Origin of the sequence: Acinetobacter sp. TR11 (assembly GCF_027105035.1) — a bacterium.
In the GTDB taxonomy this organism is placed as follows: domain Bacteria; phylum Pseudomonadota; class Gammaproteobacteria; order Pseudomonadales; family Moraxellaceae; genus Acinetobacter.
Window position 1 is genome coordinate 998074 of the sequence record NZ_CP114256.1, and the last position, 18953, is coordinate 1017026.

Genomic DNA, 18953 nt, shown 5'->3' on the forward strand with positions numbered 1-18953 from the left:
TTTTTTTCCAAAAAAATATATACTAGGGGGGAGTATATTTTAAAGCTAAAACAAATGCAGCATACTAACCTAGAACGCCGTCATTCTCATCAGTTTGATCAAGGAAATCCTTTAGCACAAAAAAGAATTCTCATCGCTACAATCTTGACCGCGATCATGATGGTGTTTGAAATCTTAGGGGGATGGTTGTTTAACTCAATGGCATTGCTCGCTGATGGTTGGCATATGAGTTCACATATGCTGGCTTTAGGTCTAGCTTATTTTGCTTATCGAATGGCACGTCATTATGCCGATGACCCACGCTTTAGTTTTGGGACATGGAAAATAGAAATACTCGCAGGGTATAGCAGTGCGATTTTGCTGATGGTGGTTGCTTTATTGATGGGGATTCAGTCCATCGAACGATTATTTCATCCTGTCACGATTCATTTCAATGAGGCCATTCCAATTGCAATCATTGGGCTGATCGTCAACCTGATCTGCGCATGGTTATTACATGAGGGTGGGCATGAACACCATCATCATTCGCATGAGCATCATCATGACGATCATCATCACCCACATGATCACCATCATCATGATTTAAATCAAAAAGCCGCATTTCTACATGTGGTTGCGGATGCAGTGACTTCCGTGCTCGCGATTATTGCTTTATTTGCTGCGAAATATTTTAGCTGGAATTTTTTAGATGCCTTGCTTGGAATTATTGGCGCATTATTGGTTGCGAAATGGTCTTGGGGACTTATGCAAGAAACAGGAAAAACATTAATCGATGCTGAAATGGGGCATCCTGTGGTGCAAGAAATTAAAGAGGTGATTGCCGAATTTCCACAAGTTGAGATTACAGATTTACATGTGTGGAAAGTCGGAAGAGGCAAATTTTCTTGTATTCTTGGATTAGAAACAACGATGTCTGATCTTAATCCTGATCAAGTCAAAGCTGCATTGGCAATTCATGAGGAAATTGTGCATGCATCGGTGGAAATTCATCATATTCAATAGATTGGAATGACTAGAGTTGATTTATGCATCAACTCTAGTGAGGATTTTTATACAAATAGGTATAGAACTAAACCACAAAGTGCAGAAGCGAAAATCACATAGAGCACATTTATTTGGAATTTAAACAGCGCAATTATTGCAGCAATTGTGATGATTGCCGCTTCATAATTAAAAGCGTGATCGAAACCCTGTGGCCACAACACATGATAACTAAAGAACAGTGCCAGATTGAGAATAACCCCCACGACAGCAGCGGTAATTGCCGTAAGTGGTGCAGTAAATTTAAGTTCATTATGAGTGGATTCAATAATCGGAGCACCTGCGAGAATGAACACAAAGGAAAATAAAAAAGTAAACCATGTAACAATGACAGCACCGAGTGCACCCGCCAAGAACAGATGATCTGCACCTAATAAGGCATGGTTAAAGCCCCCTAAAAACCCAACGAATGCAACCACCATAATCAGTGGGCCTGGGGTACTTTCACCCAATGCCAGTCCATCAATCATTTGGGTTGGACTGAGCCATGAATAATGATTCACCGCACCTTGATACACATAAGGTAATACGGCATAAGCTCCACCAAATGTCAGTAATGCAGCCTTGGTAAAGAACCATGCCATTTGGGTATAAGCATGTTGCCATCCTAAGCTCAGGGTTAAACTGATCATTGGGATACACCATAATAATGCTGCAATAACGAGGATTTTAGTCAGTTGAGTCCAACGGAAAACAGCATGTGCAGGAGGTGGTGTATCATCGTCAATGAGGGCTGCGCCATAATGTTTCTGCTTGCTTTGATGGGCGCTTTGAGTTGCAAATAAATGCGGTTGCTTTTTACTTAGCAAATAGCCCAGTATCGCGGCACTCAATACAATCAATGGAAAGGGAACATTGAAGAAGAAGATTGCGATAAAAGCAGCAGCGGCAATCAAATATAAGAAATTATTTTTGAGTGAACGACTGCCAATACGATAGGTTGCATGAAACACAATCGCTGTGACCGCAGGTTTGATGCCATAAAATAATCCAGCAATAATCGGCACATCACCAAACTCAATATAAATCCATGATAGGGCGATCAGAATAAATAAAGAAGGTAGAACAAACAGAATGCCTGCAACTAAGCCACCTGCGGTTCGATGCATCAACCAACCAATATAAATGGCGAGTTGTTGTGCTTCAGGGCCAGGTAAAAGCATGCAATAGTTGAGTGCATGTAAGAATCTTTTTTCAGAAATCCAACGTTTCTGCTCGACCAGTTCTTGGTGCATCACAGCAATTTGACCTGCTGGCCCCCCAAAACTAATAAAGCCTAATTTCAGCCAAAATAAAAAGGCTTGCCAAAAAGAGATGCTTACTATGGGGTGGTCTGGTGGGTTGATCTGTTGTTGCATGATTATTCTCGAAAAAAATTGGCATATAAGCCATCAAAAACGTAATTGGATAATTCTAATAATTGCTGATCATCTTGGATTTTACTTCTTAGCCCCTGAATCACTTTCTCAATTCCAATGGCTTCAGGTGGTTCAATACCTCCCACATCAAGGAAATGCACAATCTCTGCAATTTTCTTTAATGCAGGTTTTTGATGCAGTGAGAAGCTATGCAACAGCACTTCAAAGGTAACCAAATGCTCAATATGGCTAAACGTAGCGCCATCAAAGTCAAAGCCTAAAGCAGATGATGGGCAGTCTGTCGGCGCTTCTAACCATAGGAATGTTGCATGAGGGTCAATAAAGTTTTGAATGAGCCAGGCCGAGGCTAAGCGGTCAATCCAAGGTCGTTTTCGGGTTGCCCACACTTTGTTTTGAAAGTTTTCTTGCAGTAGAGTTTGGATATTGCCTTGGTTCATCTGAGGTTCATTGATTTCGCCTAGACGTAGAATAATTTGTTCAAGGCTATTTATTTCATTACTGGTCTGTGTTTTGGCTTCGGTTGGGAAAAAGTCAATTTCAATGAGTGAATCAAGATTTTTGCGTAATTTACGAATCTGTTTTAGGGATTCTTTTTTATTGATTTCATTTAGATTTTCTCTTAACCCAATCAACTGCTGATAAAGCAAATCATATTCATCTTTGCGACTAAACATTTCAGCCAAATTGAGCTGTTCGGTCGAAGTCGTTTGAAAAATATAGGCTGTACCATGCTCTGAAATGAGGTCATTCGCAATCGGTGTAAATTTTTCTGAATGCTCGGCAGGTAAGAGGTAAACACCGTCTCTGAGTGTTGCTGCGCCACTTGCTTTAATTGACCGCCATACTCGCATACGGGCAGTGGTGCTTTGAGTGGGGAGTGATGAAATGAGTAATGATATATTCATGTAATATACTCAACAAATTTGTTATATATATTACATATAAAATTAATTTTATAAATCTAAAAATTGCATATATTCATGTGTTTTATATCGAAGTGATTTGAAAAATAGATGACAGAGGGCGAATTATTTTGATTTCTATATCTAAAAAATACATAAATAACGCATTTTTTCTTATTTTTAATCATAAAGCATGCCGCATACCATAAACTGATATTGTTGAAAGATCATCTAATTATGGGCATTAAGAACGCTAAGCCGTTAATTGTTACAGCGATCGTCCTTGTGGCGATTGTTGCTTTTATTGTCTATCAAAATCAAAAAGATGCTGCACCTGTTCAGTCTAAAAGCAACAAGGCAGTGGTGATTGCCTATCAAACTGGTGTGGATCCAACCAAGGTTGCACAAGCCAATGGTGATTATGAACGTGATAGTAATCAAGCAATTCAATGGCGCAAATTTGATGCAGGTTCAGATGTGGTCAATGCATTAGCTTCGGGTGATGTGGTGATCGGCAATATTGGTTCTAGTCCTCTGGCTGCTGCTGCAAGTCGTGATTTACCAATTGAAGTCTTTCTTGTGACGGCTAAATTAGGCGGTTCAGAGGCATTGGTGGTGAGTAACAAATCAGGCATTAAAACCCCTCAAGATTTGATTGGTAAAACCATTGCCGTACCATTCGTTTCAACCACGCATTACAGCTTATTGTCAGCGCTCAAGCATTGGAATATTGCGGATAACCAAGTCAAGATTATTAACTTACGTCCGCCTGAAATCACAGCAGCTTGGGAGCGTGGTGATATTGATGCGACTTATGTTTGGGAACCTGCATTAAGTAAAGTCAAAGCCAGTGGTCATGTATTAACAGATTCGAAACAAGTCGGCGAGTGGGGCGCACCAACCTATGATTTATGGGTGGTTCGTAAAGACTTCGCTGAAAAAAATCCAGAGTTCTTAAAAGCATTTGTAAAAACCAGTTTGAAACAAGTTGAAGCGTATCAGCAGGATCCAAAAGCATTTGAACAAAATGCGGACAATATCCAGAAAATTGCTCAGCTGACAGGCTCTGATGTGAAAGATATTCCCTTACTGTTGTCAGGCAATATTTATCTGAATGGTCAGCAACAACACGCGACTTTAGCGGGTGAGTTCGCCAAAAATATTTTCGACACAGCAACTTTCCTCAAAAGCCAAGGCAAGGTGGATCAAGTAAAACCTGATTATCAAGGTAATGTCACAACCCAATTCTTACAGCCATAGGAGATCTAAATGAGCGTATTAGCTGCCGAGCATCTTCATTTAACCTTTCCAAAACAGACCGTGCCTGTATTACAAGATATCAATCTGAAGGTTGAAGAAGGCACTTTGACTGTGATTTTGGGGGAGTCTGGTTGTGGTAAAACAACATTACTGAATATTTTGGCGGGTTTTCAAAAGCCAAGTTCGGGGCAGATTACACTGGATCATGAAGTGGTGACTGCGCCAGATGCACGCCGTGCGGTGGTATTTCAGGATCATGCGCTATTACCTTGGTTAAATGTCTCTGAAAATATCGGTTTTGCTTTGCAGCTCAAAGGTTTGAAAGCGCAAGACATTCAACAGCAAGTCGATGCAATTCTTAAAATTGTCGGCTTGAGTCATGTGGCTAAAGCCAATATTTGGGAATTGTCAGGTGGTATGAAACAGCGCGTTGGTATTGCACGTGCCCTGATCAGCCATGCGGCATTCATTTTGCTGGATGAACCTTTTGCTGCGCTTGATGCTTTTACCCGTGAAACTATGCAGCAGTTGGTTTTGGATTTATGGATTGAGCAAAATAAATCCTTTTTCCTGATTACCCATGACATTGAAGAAGCACTATTGCTGAGTAATCAATTGGTGTTGATGACGGCCCGTCCAGGTAAGATTGTCGAAACTTTAAAACTGGATTTCGCTGACCGTTATAAGCAAGGTGAATCGATCCGTGCAATTAAATCTGATCCTAAATTTATTCAATTACGCGAGCAATTGTTTGAACGCCTGCGTGTGCAGAAACAGGTAGGGCATGAGGTGGTTGTATGACAGGGCAAGCAAAGAATACAGCCTATGAGGTGAGTAAGGTCGAGGAACTACAATCGATAAACCAAGCACAGTCGGGTTCTATTTTTAGTCCAATTGGTGCTTTCTTTATTCATCATCGTAGTTTAGCACTCAGTCTTTCCAGTGTTTTGAGCGTATTGGTAATTTGGTATTTGATCACGGCATTAAAAATTGTTCCGAGTTTATTTTTGCCAAGCCCACAAGCGGTATGGCAGAAGTTCCTTGAAGTCAGCCAGCAAGGTTTTATGAAAGCCACCTTATGGCAACATTTGGCAGCAAGTATTTCTCGTGTTTTGTTGGCTTTAGTTGCCGCGATTGCCATTGGTGTGCCTTTAGGTTTATGGATGGGGCTGAACAAATGGGTGCGTGCAGTACTGGATCCTTTGGTTGAGCTATTGCGTCCAATTCCACCCTTGGCCTATTTGCCACTATTGGTGATCTGGTTTGGGATTGGTGAAACCACCAAAGTGCTTTTAATTTTCTTTTCGATTCTTGCACCTGTGATTATCAGTAGCACCCATGGTGTACTCAGCCATCAGCTCAATCGTGAACGTGCCGCTTTATCTTTAGGGGCAAGCCAATCCCAAGTGTTTTGGCATGTGATTCTGCCGACGGCCTTACCGCATATTTTAACGGGTATTCGTATTGGTTTAGGTGTGGGCTGGTCGACTCTAGTGGCTTCGGAATTAGTCGCAGCAGATCGCGGTATTGGTTTTATGGTGCAGTCTGCGGCACAGTTCCTGATCACCGATACAGTAGTTCTGGGCATTATTGTGATTGCGATTGTCGCTGTTAGTTTTGAATTGTTTTTGCGTTGGTTACAGAAGCAATTATCTCCTTGGTATGGCCAACAGTTATAAGTGTGAGTAGTACAAGATGACCTTAAATATTGAAGTTATTAAACCAACGATTGGTGCAATTATTCACGATGTTGATTTAAACACGGCTGATGAAAATACGACGCAACAAATTCAACAGGCTTTGCTGGATCATCATGTAATTTTCTTCCGCAATCAGCAGCTTGTACCTCAGGCGCAAGCTGAGTTGGCACGTAGCTTTGGTTCTTTGCATATTCATCCGATCTATCCATCTATCGATAATGTGCCTGAAATCATTGTATTGGACAGTTGGAAACAAGACTTACGTGACAATGAGCTTTGGCACACCGATGTGACTTTCAGCCAGAAACCGCCATTGGGTTGTGTATTACAAGCCATCAAGATTCCACCTGTCGGTGGTGATACGCTTTGGTCGAGTGGCGCAGCTGCATTTGCTGCATTGGATCAAGGTTTACAGCAAAAGTTAAAAGGCTTAACCGCAACACATGACATCCGTCAGTCTTTCCCGATTGAGCGTTTCGCGCATAACGATGTTGAGCGTAAAAAACTGGAAGAAACCTTTAAGCGCAATCCTCCTGTTGTTCATCCTGTAGTGAGAACGCATCCAGTAACGGGTCAGCCGATTTTGTTCGTGAGTGAAGGATTTACCACGCGTATTAATGAGCTGGATGAGACTGAAAGTGCTGAATTGCTACAGTATTTATTTGCGCATGCCACCAATGAGCAGTTTCATTTACGTTGGCAGTGGCAGGCAGGTGATGTAGCGATTTGGGATAATCGTTGTACACAGCATAAGGCTTTATTTGATTATGGTGAGGCGCATCGGATTATGCATCGTGCCACGATTAATGGTGATGTGCCGTTTTATCAAGCGGCAAGTTAAGGCTTTATTTAGATTAGAAAGCTTGGGTAAATCCTGAGCTTTTTTATTTTACGGTTCGATAGTTTCTGTGGAATCTTACTGAGATATTACCTTATTTCGGAATTTGCCTTGGCTTCCTCTCTTACTTTTCAGGGATGAAAAGTAACAAAAATCCTTTGTTTGGCTGATGATACTTCCTTGTATCACAGCCAAACTGGCGGCATCCATGCCGCCGAGCGCGGTAGTGAATTTTTGCGAGAATTTAAAATTACAAGAAAAAGCATTTACGGTCCGGTTTTATCTGCATCTGTGCTTGGAAATTTCTAGACCGTTTGATTCCTAGGCATTAAGTAAAATGATCTCTTGTTTATAAACCGAAGGCGCTTGTCCGGTCCAGCGTTTAAAGGCACGTCGGAATTCACGTAATTCGCTAAAACCTAATTGCAGGCTAATCTCACTCATGGATAGGTTCTGTTCCAGTAATTGCTTAGCTTTACGCTCCAACACATTTTGCCGAATTTGTTGAAAACTCAGCCCTTCTAATAATAATTGCCGTCTTAAATGCCGTTCGCTGATACGTAAATGTTCCGCAGCTTGCAGCATCTCGAAACGTTCAGGTAAATGTTGTTCAATCAAATGATCGAGTAAATGTACATAGCCGACTTGATTGAGCTGGTCGATTTCTTTTAAGGCCTGCTCACAGATTTGGATAGCAGTTGCGTAGTTGGCAGGGCTGTAATTTTTTAAGCTGCGCTGCAACAGGCTAGTGCTAAAACGCATGATATTTCTATCACTGTTAAATTGGATTGGGCAGCCAAAGATATGGCTATATTGTTGTTGATATTCGCTTGATAAATAGCTGATCTCAAGGCTTATTACATCATCATGATCGCCTAGCATCGCATTTAAACAGGTGATGATGCTGCTAAATAATTCATCATAGAAAAAGGCTTTCAGTTCATTGCAGGGATAGGGTTCAGTGACTTCCAATTCACAAAGATCAGCGTGGATAGAAAAGTCGATATTCAAGACACTGCCCGAAATCCGATGGTAGCGTAGCGCAATGTCTAAAGCATCTGCAACGGTTTTACAGGATTGCATGGCAAAGCCCAAAATCCCCATCGAAATCAGACCTTCGCTACTGCCAAGTTTTAAGCCTAGGTTAGGTTGTTGATAAGCTGTCATGGCTTGACGAACAACATCACAGAGTTGGCTAAAACGAACCACACCTTGGGTTTGCTGTATTTGTGCAATGTCTAAACCTGAATTCTGAAACCATGCAGCATAATCCCACTGTTGCTGCTCTGCATAATGGATCAGGCTCGCCAGAATGGTGGGTGGAATAAATTGCTGTTGATCATTTTTATCGCTGCTACGTATAGGCATAAGTCCGTTTTGCCCCCCAAAGAAAAGTGTCTTTAACCCTGTTGGGTATCGCATAATTTTGATTAACTTTCAACATGCTTTAACACAGTTAGAAAAAGAATTGAAAAAGGAAAGCACCAATGTATCAGGTGGGTTGGGATAAGCAGCAAATTAAAATAACACCGAAAGGTTATGCCATGTTTGGTTATGGGCAATGGTCTCATCGTGCCTATGAGCAGCGCACAGCTTTATTTGCACGTAGCGTGAGTATTGTCGATCAACAACATAACCGATTACTCATCTGTTGTCTGGACATAGGCTGTATTACCCATGCGATGCGTAGCCAAACAGTAGCGCGACTCACAAAAATTCTAGATTCACCATTTGATGAAAATCAATTGGTGTTAATGGCCACTCATACTCATTCTGGGCCTGGCGGTTGTGGGCATGAAGCTTTATACAACATGCCGACACCGGGTTTTGTGCCTGAACATTTAAATGCCATTGTAGAGGCACTTGTACAGAGTATTCAAAATGCGATTGTTTCTGAACAAGACACCGAGATTTTCTTGGAGGTTCAACATTTTCCAGAACAGACACCTGTCGCATGGAATCGTTCAATCAAAGCCTATAATCGGAATCCAGAAGTTCAACCACGTACCGAAGCTGAAACGCATTTAGCCTTGAACCGAGAAATGCAGCTGATTGGTTTCTATCGTGAGCAACATCTACAGTCCTTTATTTCCTTATTTGGGGTACATGCAACCTGTTTGGGAAATTCTTTAAACGCTTATGATGGTGATAATAAAGGTTATGCAGCCGCATTTTCGGAACAAGCTTTAATTGAGCAAGGGATTCAAAATCCAGTCACGATTTTTGCCCAAGCCACCGCAGGGGATGTATCCCCACATTTTCATGGCAAAGATCAGCTTAAGATTCGCAATCAAATTAAAGGCGAACAGGAATATCAATACGCGCAACAAAATGGACGTTATCAAAGTGAATTGGCTTTGACAGCCTTACAATCAAATATTCCTAAAAATTTGCAGAAAGTCCAAGGCAAGATTGATGCCGTTATGTCCTATGTAGACCTGAGTAATATTGAGATTCCAGATGAGTTTGCAGCGGGTCAAAAGCATGCAAAGACCAGTCAGCCTTGCCATGGTACGGCTTTTTTTGCAGGAACACCTGTCGATGGTTTAGGTGCGCCAAAAGTTTTAATTAAAGGGATGCAGTTTTTAGCCGATCAATTTCGCAAACAAAAAACTAAGCATCCCAAAGCAGCTGATTTTGCAGAATATCAACAGCTGTATGCCTCTCAAGGACCAAAACAGATCTTACTGGAAGCGGGTACTAAAAAAATTCTAGGTCAGCCGATTGGTTTTCCACCGAGTATTCTTGATCCGTTGATTGCAGAAATGAACCGACAGGTCAAAGCTGGTGCAATTCAGCACAGTCCTTTAGTCCCAAGTGTAGTTCCCTTACAGATTGTACGATTAGGTCAATTGGCTTTGATTTGCTGTCCGGGAGAATTTACCACTATTGCAGGGCGAAGAGTGGTCGACACCGTTAAACAGACACTTGCCGTACATGCTTCAATTGAAAGCGTTTGGTTAGCATCGTACTGCAATGATTATATGGGTTATGTCACGACCTATGAAGAATACCAACAGCAAGCTTATGAGGGTGGGCATACCTTATTTGGTCAATGGACATTGGCAGCTTGTCAGAGCAAATTCAAAGAATTAGCAGAACAATTATTATTAGAAAAAACTAAACGTCATTACGATGAAATGACACGACCACAGCCGATTCCAGAAAACGAACTCGCAAAACGCACTAATCATGGCAATTTAAAAACTGCCGTTAGCCAAGGAGAGGCGGTATGAGTAATTTAACACAAGGCATCTGGACGAACTGGTCAGGCTTTCAAAAAGCCAAGCCACAACAGATTTTACAACCAGCCAATGTGCAAGAGCTACAGTCCATTGTTAAAGCACAACAAAAAATACGGGTAGTCGGTGCAGGGCATTCCTTTACGCCGTTGGTGTGTACCGATGCGACCTTAGTATCTTTAGATCATATTGCAGGCATTGCATCGACTGATCTTGAACGATGTCAGAGCAATATTTATGCGGGTACACGATTATACGATTTAGATCAGCATTTACAGCAGCAATCCATCAATCAGGCTTTGATGAATCAGGGTGATATTGATCAGCAAAGTCTGGCGGGTGCGGTTTCTACAGGGACGCATGGTACAGGAGCCGATTTGCATTGTATTTCGGCTTATGTTGAAGCTTTTGAGTTATTGACGGCATCAGGTGAAATCCTAAAATGCAGTCGCACAGAGAACCCTGAAATCTTTGCCGCAGGGCGGGTTTCTTTGGGTAGCTTGGGAATCTTAACCAAGATCACTATGCAAAATCGCCCACGCTATAAACTCAAAGAACATATTCAACTTTGTCCTGTAGAAGACATGATGCAGCATATTCAGCAATGGAAGCATCAGCATCGACATATCGAGTGCTTTGTGTTTTCCCATGAAAAGCAGTTGATGCTGAAAACCTTGGATGAGACCGATGACGAGGTTTTGCCACGCAAAGAGAACTTTCCATCGGATGATACTTTACTGACTTTATGTTCTGAGTTGACCAAAAACTTTCCTTCACTGAATCCTTATTTACAGAAGCTGTTAGGCATCTTTGTCAAACCGACCACCTATGTCGATTGGTCGAGCAAGATATTTCCAACACCACGTAATACCAAGTTCAATGAAATGGAATATCAGATTGCTGTTGATCGTGGAGTTGAATGTCTGGATGAAGTATTGCATGCCTTAAGAAAGTATAAAGTCGCCACCTTTTTTCCGCTCGAATTTCGCTTTGTCAAAGGCGATGATATTTGGCTCAGTCCGTTTTATCAGCAGGACTCGATTTCGATTTCAGTGCATCAATATCATAAGCAAGACCCACGATTGATTTTTGATGTGGTTGAGCCAATCTTGCAAAAATATCAGGGTCGTCCGCACTGGGGTAAAATGCATCATATGACCAGCACACAGCTTCGGGCTTTATATCCAAAGTGGAATGATTTTATGGCGTTGCGTCAGCAGCTTGATCCAGAAGCCAAGTTTTTAAACCCCTATCTGGAAAAGCTGTTTTTAGGTTAAATAGATTTTTTATGAGTTAAAAGTATTTAACGGAATCATATCGAGTTCTCATCCAATTAAGGGTTAAGCTTTCAGCTAGACTTACTTTGATTTTGGCCTGAGAAATGTTTGAAGCTTCTAAGATGTATTTAAACGCTTGCCTTTGCCAAAGCTTTAGTTGCTTTGGCTTGTAGACGACATTCCCTTGTATAAGATGGTTTTTTAGGATCAGGATTAAATAAAAAAGGTATAGCCATGTTGGATCATTATTTTAAACAACTCAATCTTGACCTAAAAAAACAGGGGATTGCGACTCCGCAACTTATTGTGGATGCGGCTGCGTTAAAACAAAATATCCAACATGTTCAGATTCGTCTTGCTCATGCCAAACATTTAAAAGCCCGTTTGGTGGTGAAATCTTTAGCGAGCCTAGACTTGCTCAAGTTGCTATCTGAACAGATCAATACACAACGCTTTATGGTATTTCATCAACCGCATCTTGTTTCGATCTTAGAAAATTTTGCCGAAGCGGATATTCTGTTGGGTAAACCAATGCCTGCTCAAGCAGTATGTCATTTTTTTGATCAGCATGCAGAGTGGTCGAATGCCAAAATTCAGTGGCTGATTGATACCAAACAACGCTTACAACAATATCTTGAGATTGCTCAGCTCTATTCTCTGTGCTTGGATGTGAATATTGAGATTGATGTTGGTTTACATCGTGGAGGAGTACAGTCCGCACAGCAATTGACGGAAATTTTAAAGTTGATTCAACAGCACCCCCAGTATTTAAAGCTTTCTGGTTTGATGGGCTATGATGCGCATGTCACTAAAATTCCAGCCATCATTAGAAAGCCTGAATTGGCTTATCAAAGCTCGCAGCAGACCTATGCCGATTACCAAAAGCTAATTAAACAGCAGTTCCCAACGTTGTGGAGGGATGAGCTTTGTTTTAATGGTGGTGGCAGTCCAACCTTTAGCTTTCATACCACTGAAAGTGTCTGCAATGACTTGTCTTTTGGTTCAATGCTATTAAAACCAAGTGATTTTGACAGTGATTTTTTAAAGGCATTACAACCAGCATTGTGGATTGCTGCACCTGTATTGAAAATATTGCCATTTACCCAGCTACCATCAATGTCTTTATTGGATAAATTGCCACATAAGTATAAGGCACTGTTTATTTATGGCGGCTATTGGCTGGCCAATTATGTATATCCAAAACAAGCACATACTCATGCATTGTATGGACGAAGTAGTAATCAGGAGTTGGTGAATGTACCGAAGGATTGTAATATTCAAGTCGATGATTTTGTATTTTTAAGACCAATGCAGAGTGAAGCGATTATTCCTCAATTCTCAGAATTAAAACTATATCAGCAACATGTTTTTGAGACATGGCAAACTTTCCGTGAATGAAAGGCTGTTGAGCGGCTGAACTTTAAAATACATCAGTTAAATGGCAGCTTTTTGCTTCAGTCAGATTTTCAATGGAATAAACCAATAGAATATTGGTATCTTTTTCGCTTTTATAAGCTGCAATCACTTCTGCATAAATCGGCTGTTTGAGTGTCGTGGCTTTGGATAGAAAACTTGATACTGCCTTTTGCTTCGACCAATCGGCATCTTTCAATACATATTCATTCTGAGTAAGATCGCATCGCGTTAAAATGGCTTTTTTATCCTGAACGGTTAATGTGCCAATAAAAATATCCATCGTTTCTTTGGGTTCGGTTGAATTGGCAAAGGCGGTTAAAGGATGAACTAGGCTATATGCCAGTAAAGAAAATATAAGAGACATTTTTTTCATTGAATTTTTCCTAGCGATCAAATCAACTGTAAAAATAACATGGTCGAGATGCTAATTTAATCAGTTTCTTTGACGCAAGGAAATCGTTGAGTCGGAACAGTGGAAAGTGTTGCTACAAGACAACATATTGATTAAGTCGAATCATTAAAAACGATAGCCAATTTTTAGACCGTAGGCGATTGCGCTGTTATTTTTAAAATCAGCTTGTTCTGCGATCGACTTAACACCTTCAACTGGGATGTAATACGTACCATCTTCCGCAACCGCATCACCTAACCAGAAGTATTTCATTCCACCTGCAATAAAATAATTCGGTGCAGGGTTGAACTGAACACCTAAGCCAACGCCCCAAGCGCCTTTAGTCGGATTTAAGGTGGATGCAGGATTGCCTGTACCTGAGTCCCAACTCACTTCAGTGGATGCGCTCCATTGTTCAGTAAATTGATGCCCAAGACCCAAAGTCGTAGCCCATTGATCTTTTTGGTAGCTGTCTAGATCAAAGCCACCTGTATAAGCTCCTCCACTGATTAAGGTCGTCAGATATTCAGTCATCGCACCAAACTGAGTCGGACGAATATGGAATTCCTTCCAATTGACCCAACGGAAATTGGCATAGGCGAGCGTGTCTTTATAGACACCTGTTTGAAAATCAATATTGACGGATTGTGGTGTGCTAATGCTGGTTTTACTTGCTGCGGTAACTTCCAAAGGCTGACCAAACATAGTTTCAGTCACTTGCATATCGTGGTCGATCTTAGAGCGATAGGTCACGGCTACTTTCAAGGCAATATCTGGGATTTGATAACTCAGACCTGCCAGCCAGCCCACAGCATGGTTTTGTTTAAATTTCGCATCATAGCCATTAAAGGCTTCGCCATAGGAGTTGCCACGAAGTGCCACATCACCTTTGACCGATTGATAGACAGCACCGCCATAGACTTGAAAATTTCTAAAAGGATTGACACCTAGAATCATGCTAATGCTTTCAGTATCAACATTGACCGATGTACCTTGCTGGGTAAATTTATTGTCCGAAAAGGTATTATTCGATTGCATCGGATAGCGAATGTCGGCACCAAAAGGCTGGTCGTAGAGCAGACCAAAGCTGATTCGATCAGTCAGTTGCAGCTTGAGTGCGGCACTATAATATTGAAAGCTATTGCCCATATTGCCTGAGTTAAGATTGTTCGGATCATTGACCAGTTCTGGACGATTACGAATTTTTCCTGAAATGTCAGCATCAACAGCTGTGGCATTGACCTCGACATAATTGCCATTTTCCAGAAAAGGAAGAATGGATTGTCCCGATTGATCCAGTGCTGCTGCGTGGTTAAATGTACTCATGCACATTCCACACAGAGCAATCACCAGTGGGTTGAGTTTCATATTGATCATCCTTGTAAAACCGTGTCTTATTCTTAAACATGCTGTTTTTATTGACGGTCATCTTCTCGCTTTCATTGGAAAGTGAATGCAATGCCTTAGTTTGAGTGAAACATCTTTTAAATATATGGAATAGGGTTGGAGATCATCAATATGGGGGGCAAGTCGGTCATATCTATAAATTTTAGGCAATAAAAAACCTTGTATCGAGACACAAGGTTTTTTCAATTCAAGCAAATCGTTATTGTTTCACAATCAACACAGGAATATGGGATTCAGTTAAAACAGCACGCGCTACACTACCCAGTAATAAGCGTTTTACACCTGTACGACCATGTGAACCCATAATAATCAGATCCGCACCGACTTCATCAGCGACAAAAATAATTCCTTCACTCGCTGCACCATGCTGAATTTTGGTTTGAACCTCAATTCCATCGCGAATGAAAGATTGAGCAATATCTTGTAGTTGGGTTTTAGCATGCGCTTCAGCCTGCATAAAATGATCAGTAATGGCTGGTGCAACTTGATAAAAATCAACACCGACATATGGATCAACAGCCACCACGCTGAGTACAGTTACTTTTGCCCCTGATAATTTTGCTAAAGACAGTGTATGTTCAACTGCTGCATAAGAAATTGGAGAATCATCAACCGCGACTAAAATATTTTGATAAGACATATTTACTCCTTATAGTTTATCGTTGTAAAAGATAAAAGTATAAGAAGTTGATAACATATTGAACTCTGTCTAGCAAATGGGACGATCATCTAAAACCTATGATAACGCTGAAAATAATCTAGAAATATAGGAAATCCCTCAGCAAAATATGGGTCTAAGAGAATCTCTGTATTTTTGTAATTTTTCTTCATATTTATAGGCATAGGAACATCCGTGTTACTCAGTTTAGAAGCATTCAAACAACAAAAATTTGATCAAGTCGCTGCCAAAATTATGGCTGATCCAGAAGCTTATTTGGCATTTGATTCGGTTTCAGATTTTTATAAAGCCGTATGGTTGGATGAATTTCCACAAGGGACAACATGGTCAGCCACAGGATTGGATGATGGTGCAGAGCAGTTTTATGCAGTCATCCAATATGGCAATCACTATCTCTATATCAGCCGAATGGAACGAGTAACGGTAAAATTAGGTATAAGACATCATTACAATAAAAATTATTAATCCGATCAGTCATTAATTTTTACGTGTTCAGATTCTGTGATTGAAATGAGAATGATATAATTTTCTGCGATGATAAAACCTTAATTAAAACTAAACGGAAATTTAAAAAATGGCACATCAATTTACGGTAAATGAAACAATTCATGGCGTTTCAATTGAAGATTTTTCAAGATTAGTTGCTATGACTTCATTGCATGAAGCAGTGTGTAAACGTATTCCAGGTGAAAACTTAGAAATTATTGAATCGGCTGTAAAGGGTGATATTTATACCTTACGTCGTGAATATAATCTTGATGTAAATATCCCAGATGTGGCTAAAAAATTATTAAAAAATGCATTTCGTTTAAAACGTTCTGATATTACCGATTTGAAAAATTTAACATCAACGGTAGAGCTAGGCGCAAACTTACCTTTAGAAGCAAAAGCTGAACGCAAGGTGACAGGAAACAGTGAAAAAGTAGACATTGCACTGACTTGGACTGTTAAAGTTAAAGTACCTTTGATTGGTGGTATGCTTGAAAAGCATGCAGAAGGCGAAATTCGTAAATTTAGCCAACTAGAGATTGAAATTGTAGAAGAAGAATTAAAGAAAAACCTATAATTCTGAATAGATTGAAAACTCTCCGTAAGGGGAGTTTTTTATTTTAGAAACGCAGAAAATAGGGCAGGATTGAAAGAATCACTCCGATGACACTTAGCAACGCTGTACTCTCGATAAAGTATGGGTAAATCATGAGGACGAGACCACAGACTAAAGGAACGGTCATCTTTTGTTTTTTGCCATACATAAAATAGCCTAAGCCAATCGACCCGAAGATAACACCTAGAAAAAGTTGGGTTGCGTTCATTGTGTTTTGCCATACCTTATTTTTATTGCGCATATACTATGGCAAGATTCTTAAATGAAAATTATAGAAGCTCAACCTAATATCAAATAGTATGTAATTCACTATCTGGTCAAAAATAATAAGGTCATCTAATGAGTGTGATTTTACCTGTAGCACAACGGGGTGAGAGTGTTTTAGAACTTCAAGCTGCTCCTGTCGCGGCAAGTGAATTTAATAGTGAATGGTTAATGCAATTAGCTTCAGCAATGCACTGTACCATGCTTGAGCGCAATGGTGTCGGAATTGCAGCGCCACAAGTTTATATTTCCAAACGTGTGATCATCGTTGCTTCGCGATCAAATCCACGTTATCCCGATGCACCTGAAATGGATGCCGTAGTAATGGTCAATCCTGAAATATTAGAGTTTTCTCAAAGTACCTGTTTGGGTGAAGAAGGTTGTTTGAGCGTACCAAATGAGCGTGGGCAGGTTGAACGTGCTCAGGCAATAAAAGTGCGTTATTACACTTTGCAAGGTGAAGTGATTGAAACGGATTTTGAGGGTTTCCCCGCACGAATTGTTCAGCATGAGGTGGATCATTTGGATGGGATACTGTTTGTAGAACGAGTGAGTTAGGTTTATTGGTTAGACATTAAAAATATATGGTGAGCCTTGGCAATTGCTTGAGACATTAAAAAAATTACAAAAGCTATAATTTGAATATTATCAGTACTCTGTATTATAAAATTTAATTGATATGAACACTTTAAATCTTTAAAGGCAGACAACCATGAAAACGCCACTTCCTGATTATTTGGCACACGTAATTGATGCCTGTGATACTGATAATAGCGGTCGTCTAGCCGATTATATTCCTGAGTTAGCCAATGCCAATCCCAATCGGTTGGCTTTGGCATTGTCTACTGTAGATGGTGAAATCTATTCGGTGGGCGATGATGAGATCGAGTTTACGATTCAATCTATGTCTAAGCCTTTTACTTATGCCTATGTGCTACAAAAGCTTGGAATAGATGCAGTATTAGACAAAGTGGGTGTTGAACCTTCTGGCGAAGCATTCAATGAGATTTCACTTGGGAACGATCGCCGTCCAAAAAACCCAATGATTAACTCAGGTGCAATCACCACACATTCATTGATTCCAATCAAAGAAGGGCTACAAGGTGCAGAAATTCTACGTGAGTTTATGAGCGAACTGGCTGGGCGTGAACTACGTTTTGATGAAGCTGTCTATCAGTCCGAGGTAAAAACTGCCTATCGAAATCTTTCGATAGGATATATGTTGCGAACCGTCGGGATTTTAGAAACTGACCCAGTGGATATTGTGAATGGTTATATTCGCCAATGTTCGATTTTGGTCACGGTGAAAGATCTTGTACGGATGGGGAGTGTTCTTGCCAATGGTGGGGTTGATCCTAAAACAGGTAAACGATTATTGAATCGTGTAGTGGTACGCCAAGTCCTCAGTGTGATGATGAGTTGCGGCATGTATGATGCCGCTGGTGATTGGCTCACAACGGTTGGTATCCCAGCCAAAAGTGGTGTGGCAGGTGGGATATTGGGTGTATTGCCGGGGCAGGTCAGTATTGCAGCTTTTTCACCAAAGTTAGATGAACACGGTAATAGTGTTCGTGGTATTGATATTTTAGAACGGTTATCACGTGACATGGGCTTACATTTGATGGAAGGCACATCTTCGGCACAAACCATTGTACAAAGCCATTATCTGACAGGGAAAAATGCGTCATTAAGTGTGTATGTGCTGCGCGGTGTATTGAAATTTACTGAAGCGGAAATGTTGTTACGGACCTTGCAATGCGAACCTGTCAATAAAAGTTCTATTGTGATTGATTTAACCCAGATTTCATTGATTCATGATGTCGGAAAACGGATGTTTTTGGAAGGTATCGATCGTTTGATCGATGATGGTCATACTTTACTTTTGGTTGATCCTGAGCAGCGTCTGGATCATGCACGAACGCATAAAGATCGGGTGTTGCATGTTTATCAGAATCTTGAGGATTTGATTGAGAAGCATAAAGAGCTGTAGAAATAAAGACTTTATAACATTCCTAATGTTTATCGTTTTGGCTAACGTAGGGTTTTGAAAAT

Annotated in this window: 19 protein-coding genes; 12 read left to right on the top strand and 7 right to left on the bottom strand. The window is 40.7% G+C overall.

The genetic code is table 11. The features are described 5' to 3' along the window. Positions 1-54 precede the first annotated feature (54 nt). A complete protein-coding gene (gene dmeF / locus O1450_RS04825; protein WP_269229895.1) occupies positions 55-1002 on the top strand; it encodes a CDF family Co(II)/Ni(II) efflux transporter DmeF in 948 nt (315 codons plus the stop codon). Between the two features lie 47 nt (positions 1003-1049). On the opposite strand, the gene chrA is transcribed toward dmeF, so the two are convergent. Together chrA and O1450_RS04835 are read right to left on the bottom strand one after the other, a co-directional pair. Next, positions 1050-2402, bottom strand: coding sequence for a chromate efflux transporter (chrA, locus tag O1450_RS04830; RefSeq protein WP_269230418.1), 1353 nt, complete (start codon positions 2400-2402; stop codon positions 1050-1052). Continuing rightward, entirely contained in the window at positions 2402-3325 is a 924-nt protein-coding gene (locus O1450_RS04835) for a chromate resistance protein ChrB domain-containing protein (RefSeq protein WP_241335234.1), read from the bottom strand. The genes chrA and O1450_RS04835 overlap by 1 nt, the downstream gene beginning before the upstream one ends. A gap of 216 nt (positions 3326-3541) precedes the next feature. Here O1450_RS04835 and tauA point away from each other — a divergent pair, with 216 nt between their 5' ends. Genes tauA through tauD form a run of 4 tightly spaced genes read left to right on the top strand, consistent with a single transcriptional unit; the run spans position 3542 to position 7123 of the window. Next, positions 3542-4582 carry a taurine ABC transporter substrate-binding protein gene (tauA, locus tag O1450_RS04840; RefSeq protein WP_269229896.1) on the top strand — a complete coding sequence of 347 codons (1041 nt, stop codon included), beginning with the start codon at positions 3542-3544 and terminating at the stop codon, positions 4580-4582. Between the two features lie 9 nt (positions 4583-4591). Then, the gene (locus tag O1450_RS04845; RefSeq protein ID WP_269229897.1) at positions 4592-5383 is read left to right on the top strand and encodes a taurine ABC transporter ATP-binding protein; all 792 of its coding nucleotides are present in this window, start codon (positions 4592-4594) and stop codon (positions 5381-5383) included. Further along, entirely contained in the window at positions 5380-6261 is an 882-nt protein-coding gene (gene tauC / locus O1450_RS04850; RefSeq protein ID WP_269229898.1) for a taurine ABC transporter permease TauC, read from the top strand. The genes O1450_RS04845 and tauC overlap by 4 nt, the downstream gene beginning before the upstream one ends. Positions 6262-6277: 16 nt before the next feature. Further along, positions 6278-7123, top strand: a complete 846-nt coding sequence (gene tauD / locus O1450_RS04855) for a taurine dioxygenase (protein ID WP_269229899.1) — start codon at positions 6278-6280, stop codon at positions 7121-7123. Between the two features lie 318 nt (positions 7124-7441). Here tauD and O1450_RS04860 read toward each other — a convergent pair whose 3' ends face one another. After that, positions 7442-8542, bottom strand: a complete 1101-nt coding sequence (locus tag O1450_RS04860; RefSeq protein ID WP_269229900.1) for an AraC family transcriptional regulator — start codon at positions 8540-8542, stop codon at positions 7442-7444. 65 nt (positions 8543-8607) lie between these two features. Between O1450_RS04860 and O1450_RS04865 the strand changes: the two genes are divergently transcribed. From O1450_RS04865 to O1450_RS04875, 3 genes are all read left to right on the top strand, one after another. Further along, positions 8608-10356: a neutral/alkaline non-lysosomal ceramidase N-terminal domain-containing protein gene (locus tag O1450_RS04865; RefSeq protein WP_269229901.1), complete on the top strand. Its 1749-nt coding sequence runs from the start codon at positions 8608-8610 to the stop codon at positions 10354-10356. Further along, positions 10353-11639 carry a D-arabinono-1,4-lactone oxidase gene (locus O1450_RS04870; protein ID WP_269229902.1) on the top strand — a complete coding sequence of 429 codons (1287 nt, stop codon included), beginning with the start codon at positions 10353-10355 and terminating at the stop codon, positions 11637-11639. The genes O1450_RS04865 and O1450_RS04870 overlap by 4 nt, the downstream gene beginning before the upstream one ends. Before the next feature lie 234 nt (positions 11640-11873). Then, positions 11874-13037 (top strand): alanine racemase, encoded by a 1164-nt coding sequence (locus tag O1450_RS04875; RefSeq protein WP_269229903.1) that lies wholly within the window; start codon positions 11874-11876, stop codon positions 13035-13037. 22 nt (positions 13038-13059) lie between these two features. Here the strand turns inward: O1450_RS04875 and O1450_RS04880 are convergent, their stop codons facing one another. The 3 genes from O1450_RS04880 to O1450_RS04890 all read right to left on the bottom strand — a co-directional run bounded on the left by O1450_RS04880 (position 13060) and on the right by O1450_RS04890 (position 15493). Next, entirely contained in the window at positions 13060-13428 is a 369-nt protein-coding gene (locus tag O1450_RS04880) for a hypothetical protein (protein WP_269229904.1), read from the bottom strand. Positions 13429-13572: 144 nt separating this feature from the next. Then, positions 13573-14814, bottom strand: coding sequence for a transporter (locus O1450_RS04885; RefSeq protein ID WP_269229905.1), 1242 nt, complete (start codon positions 14812-14814; stop codon positions 13573-13575). A 238-nt stretch (positions 14815-15052) separates the two neighbouring features. After that, complete coding sequence (locus O1450_RS04890) at positions 15053-15493, bottom strand: universal stress protein (protein ID WP_269229906.1); 441 nt, start codon at positions 15491-15493, stop codon at positions 15053-15055. A gap of 213 nt (positions 15494-15706) precedes the next feature. Between O1450_RS04890 and O1450_RS04895 the strand changes: the two genes are divergently transcribed. After that, on the top strand, positions 15707-15997 hold the full coding sequence (locus O1450_RS04895; protein ID WP_269229907.1) for a hypothetical protein: 291 nt from the start codon (positions 15707-15709) through the stop codon (positions 15995-15997). A gap of 109 nt (positions 15998-16106) precedes the next feature. Next, positions 16107-16598 (top strand): DUF2505 family protein, encoded by a 492-nt coding sequence (locus tag O1450_RS04900; RefSeq protein ID WP_269229908.1) that lies wholly within the window; start codon positions 16107-16109, stop codon positions 16596-16598. Between the two features lie 43 nt (positions 16599-16641). Here O1450_RS04900 and O1450_RS04905 read toward each other — a convergent pair whose 3' ends face one another. Continuing rightward, complete coding sequence (locus O1450_RS04905) at positions 16642-16845, bottom strand: amino acid transport protein (protein WP_269229909.1); 204 nt, start codon at positions 16843-16845, stop codon at positions 16642-16644. 131 nt (positions 16846-16976) lie between these two features. On the opposite strand from O1450_RS04905, the gene def reads away from it, so the two are divergent. After that, positions 16977-17459, top strand: coding sequence for a peptide deformylase (gene def / locus O1450_RS04910; RefSeq protein WP_269229910.1), 483 nt, complete (start codon positions 16977-16979; stop codon positions 17457-17459). 154 nt (positions 17460-17613) lie between these two features. Next, complete coding sequence (locus O1450_RS04915) at positions 17614-18891, top strand: glutaminase (RefSeq protein ID WP_269229911.1); 1278 nt, start codon at positions 17614-17616, stop codon at positions 18889-18891. Positions 18892-18953 lie beyond the last annotated feature (62 nt).

Bases quoted from the DNA above. Each gene is read 5' to 3' on its own strand.
- dmeF (WP_269229895.1), top strand. From the start codon at position 55: ATGCAGCATACTAACCTAGAACGCCGTCATTCTCATCAGTTTGATCAA.
- O1450_RS04835 (WP_241335234.1), bottom strand. From the start codon at position 3,325: ATGAATATATCATTACTCATTTCATCACTCCCCACTCAAAGCACCACT.
- O1450_RS04845 (WP_269229897.1), top strand. From the start codon at position 4,592: ATGAGCGTATTAGCTGCCGAGCATCTTCATTTAACCTTTCCAAAACAG.
- tauC (WP_269229898.1), top strand. From the start codon at position 5,380: ATGACAGGGCAAGCAAAGAATACAGCCTATGAGGTGAGTAAGGTCGAG.
- tauD (WP_269229899.1), top strand. From the start codon at position 6,278: ATGACCTTAAATATTGAAGTTATTAAACCAACGATTGGTGCAATTATT.
- O1450_RS04860 (WP_269229900.1), bottom strand. From the start codon at position 8,542: ATGCGATACCCAACAGGGTTAAAGACACTTTTCTTTGGGGGGCAAAAC.
- O1450_RS04865 (WP_269229901.1), top strand. From the start codon at position 8,608: ATGTATCAGGTGGGTTGGGATAAGCAGCAAATTAAAATAACACCGAAA.
- O1450_RS04870 (WP_269229902.1), top strand. From the start codon at position 10,353: ATGAGTAATTTAACACAAGGCATCTGGACGAACTGGTCAGGCTTTCAA.
- O1450_RS04875 (WP_269229903.1), top strand. From the start codon at position 11,874: ATGTTGGATCATTATTTTAAACAACTCAATCTTGACCTAAAAAAACAG.
- O1450_RS04880 (WP_269229904.1), bottom strand. From the start codon at position 13,428: ATGAAAAAAATGTCTCTTATATTTTCTTTACTGGCATATAGCCTAGTT.
- O1450_RS04885 (WP_269229905.1), bottom strand. From the start codon at position 14,814: ATGAAACTCAACCCACTGGTGATTGCTCTGTGTGGAATGTGCATGAGT.
- O1450_RS04890 (WP_269229906.1), bottom strand. From the start codon at position 15,493: ATGTCTTATCAAAATATTTTAGTCGCGGTTGATGATTCTCCAATTTCT.
- O1450_RS04900 (WP_269229908.1), top strand. From the start codon at position 16,107: ATGGCACATCAATTTACGGTAAATGAAACAATTCATGGCGTTTCAATT.
- O1450_RS04905 (WP_269229909.1), bottom strand. From the start codon at position 16,845: ATGAACGCAACCCAACTTTTTCTAGGTGTTATCTTCGGGTCGATTGGC.
- def (WP_269229910.1), top strand. From the start codon at position 16,977: ATGAGTGTGATTTTACCTGTAGCACAACGGGGTGAGAGTGTTTTAGAA.
- O1450_RS04915 (WP_269229911.1), top strand. From the start codon at position 17,614: ATGAAAACGCCACTTCCTGATTATTTGGCACACGTAATTGATGCCTGT.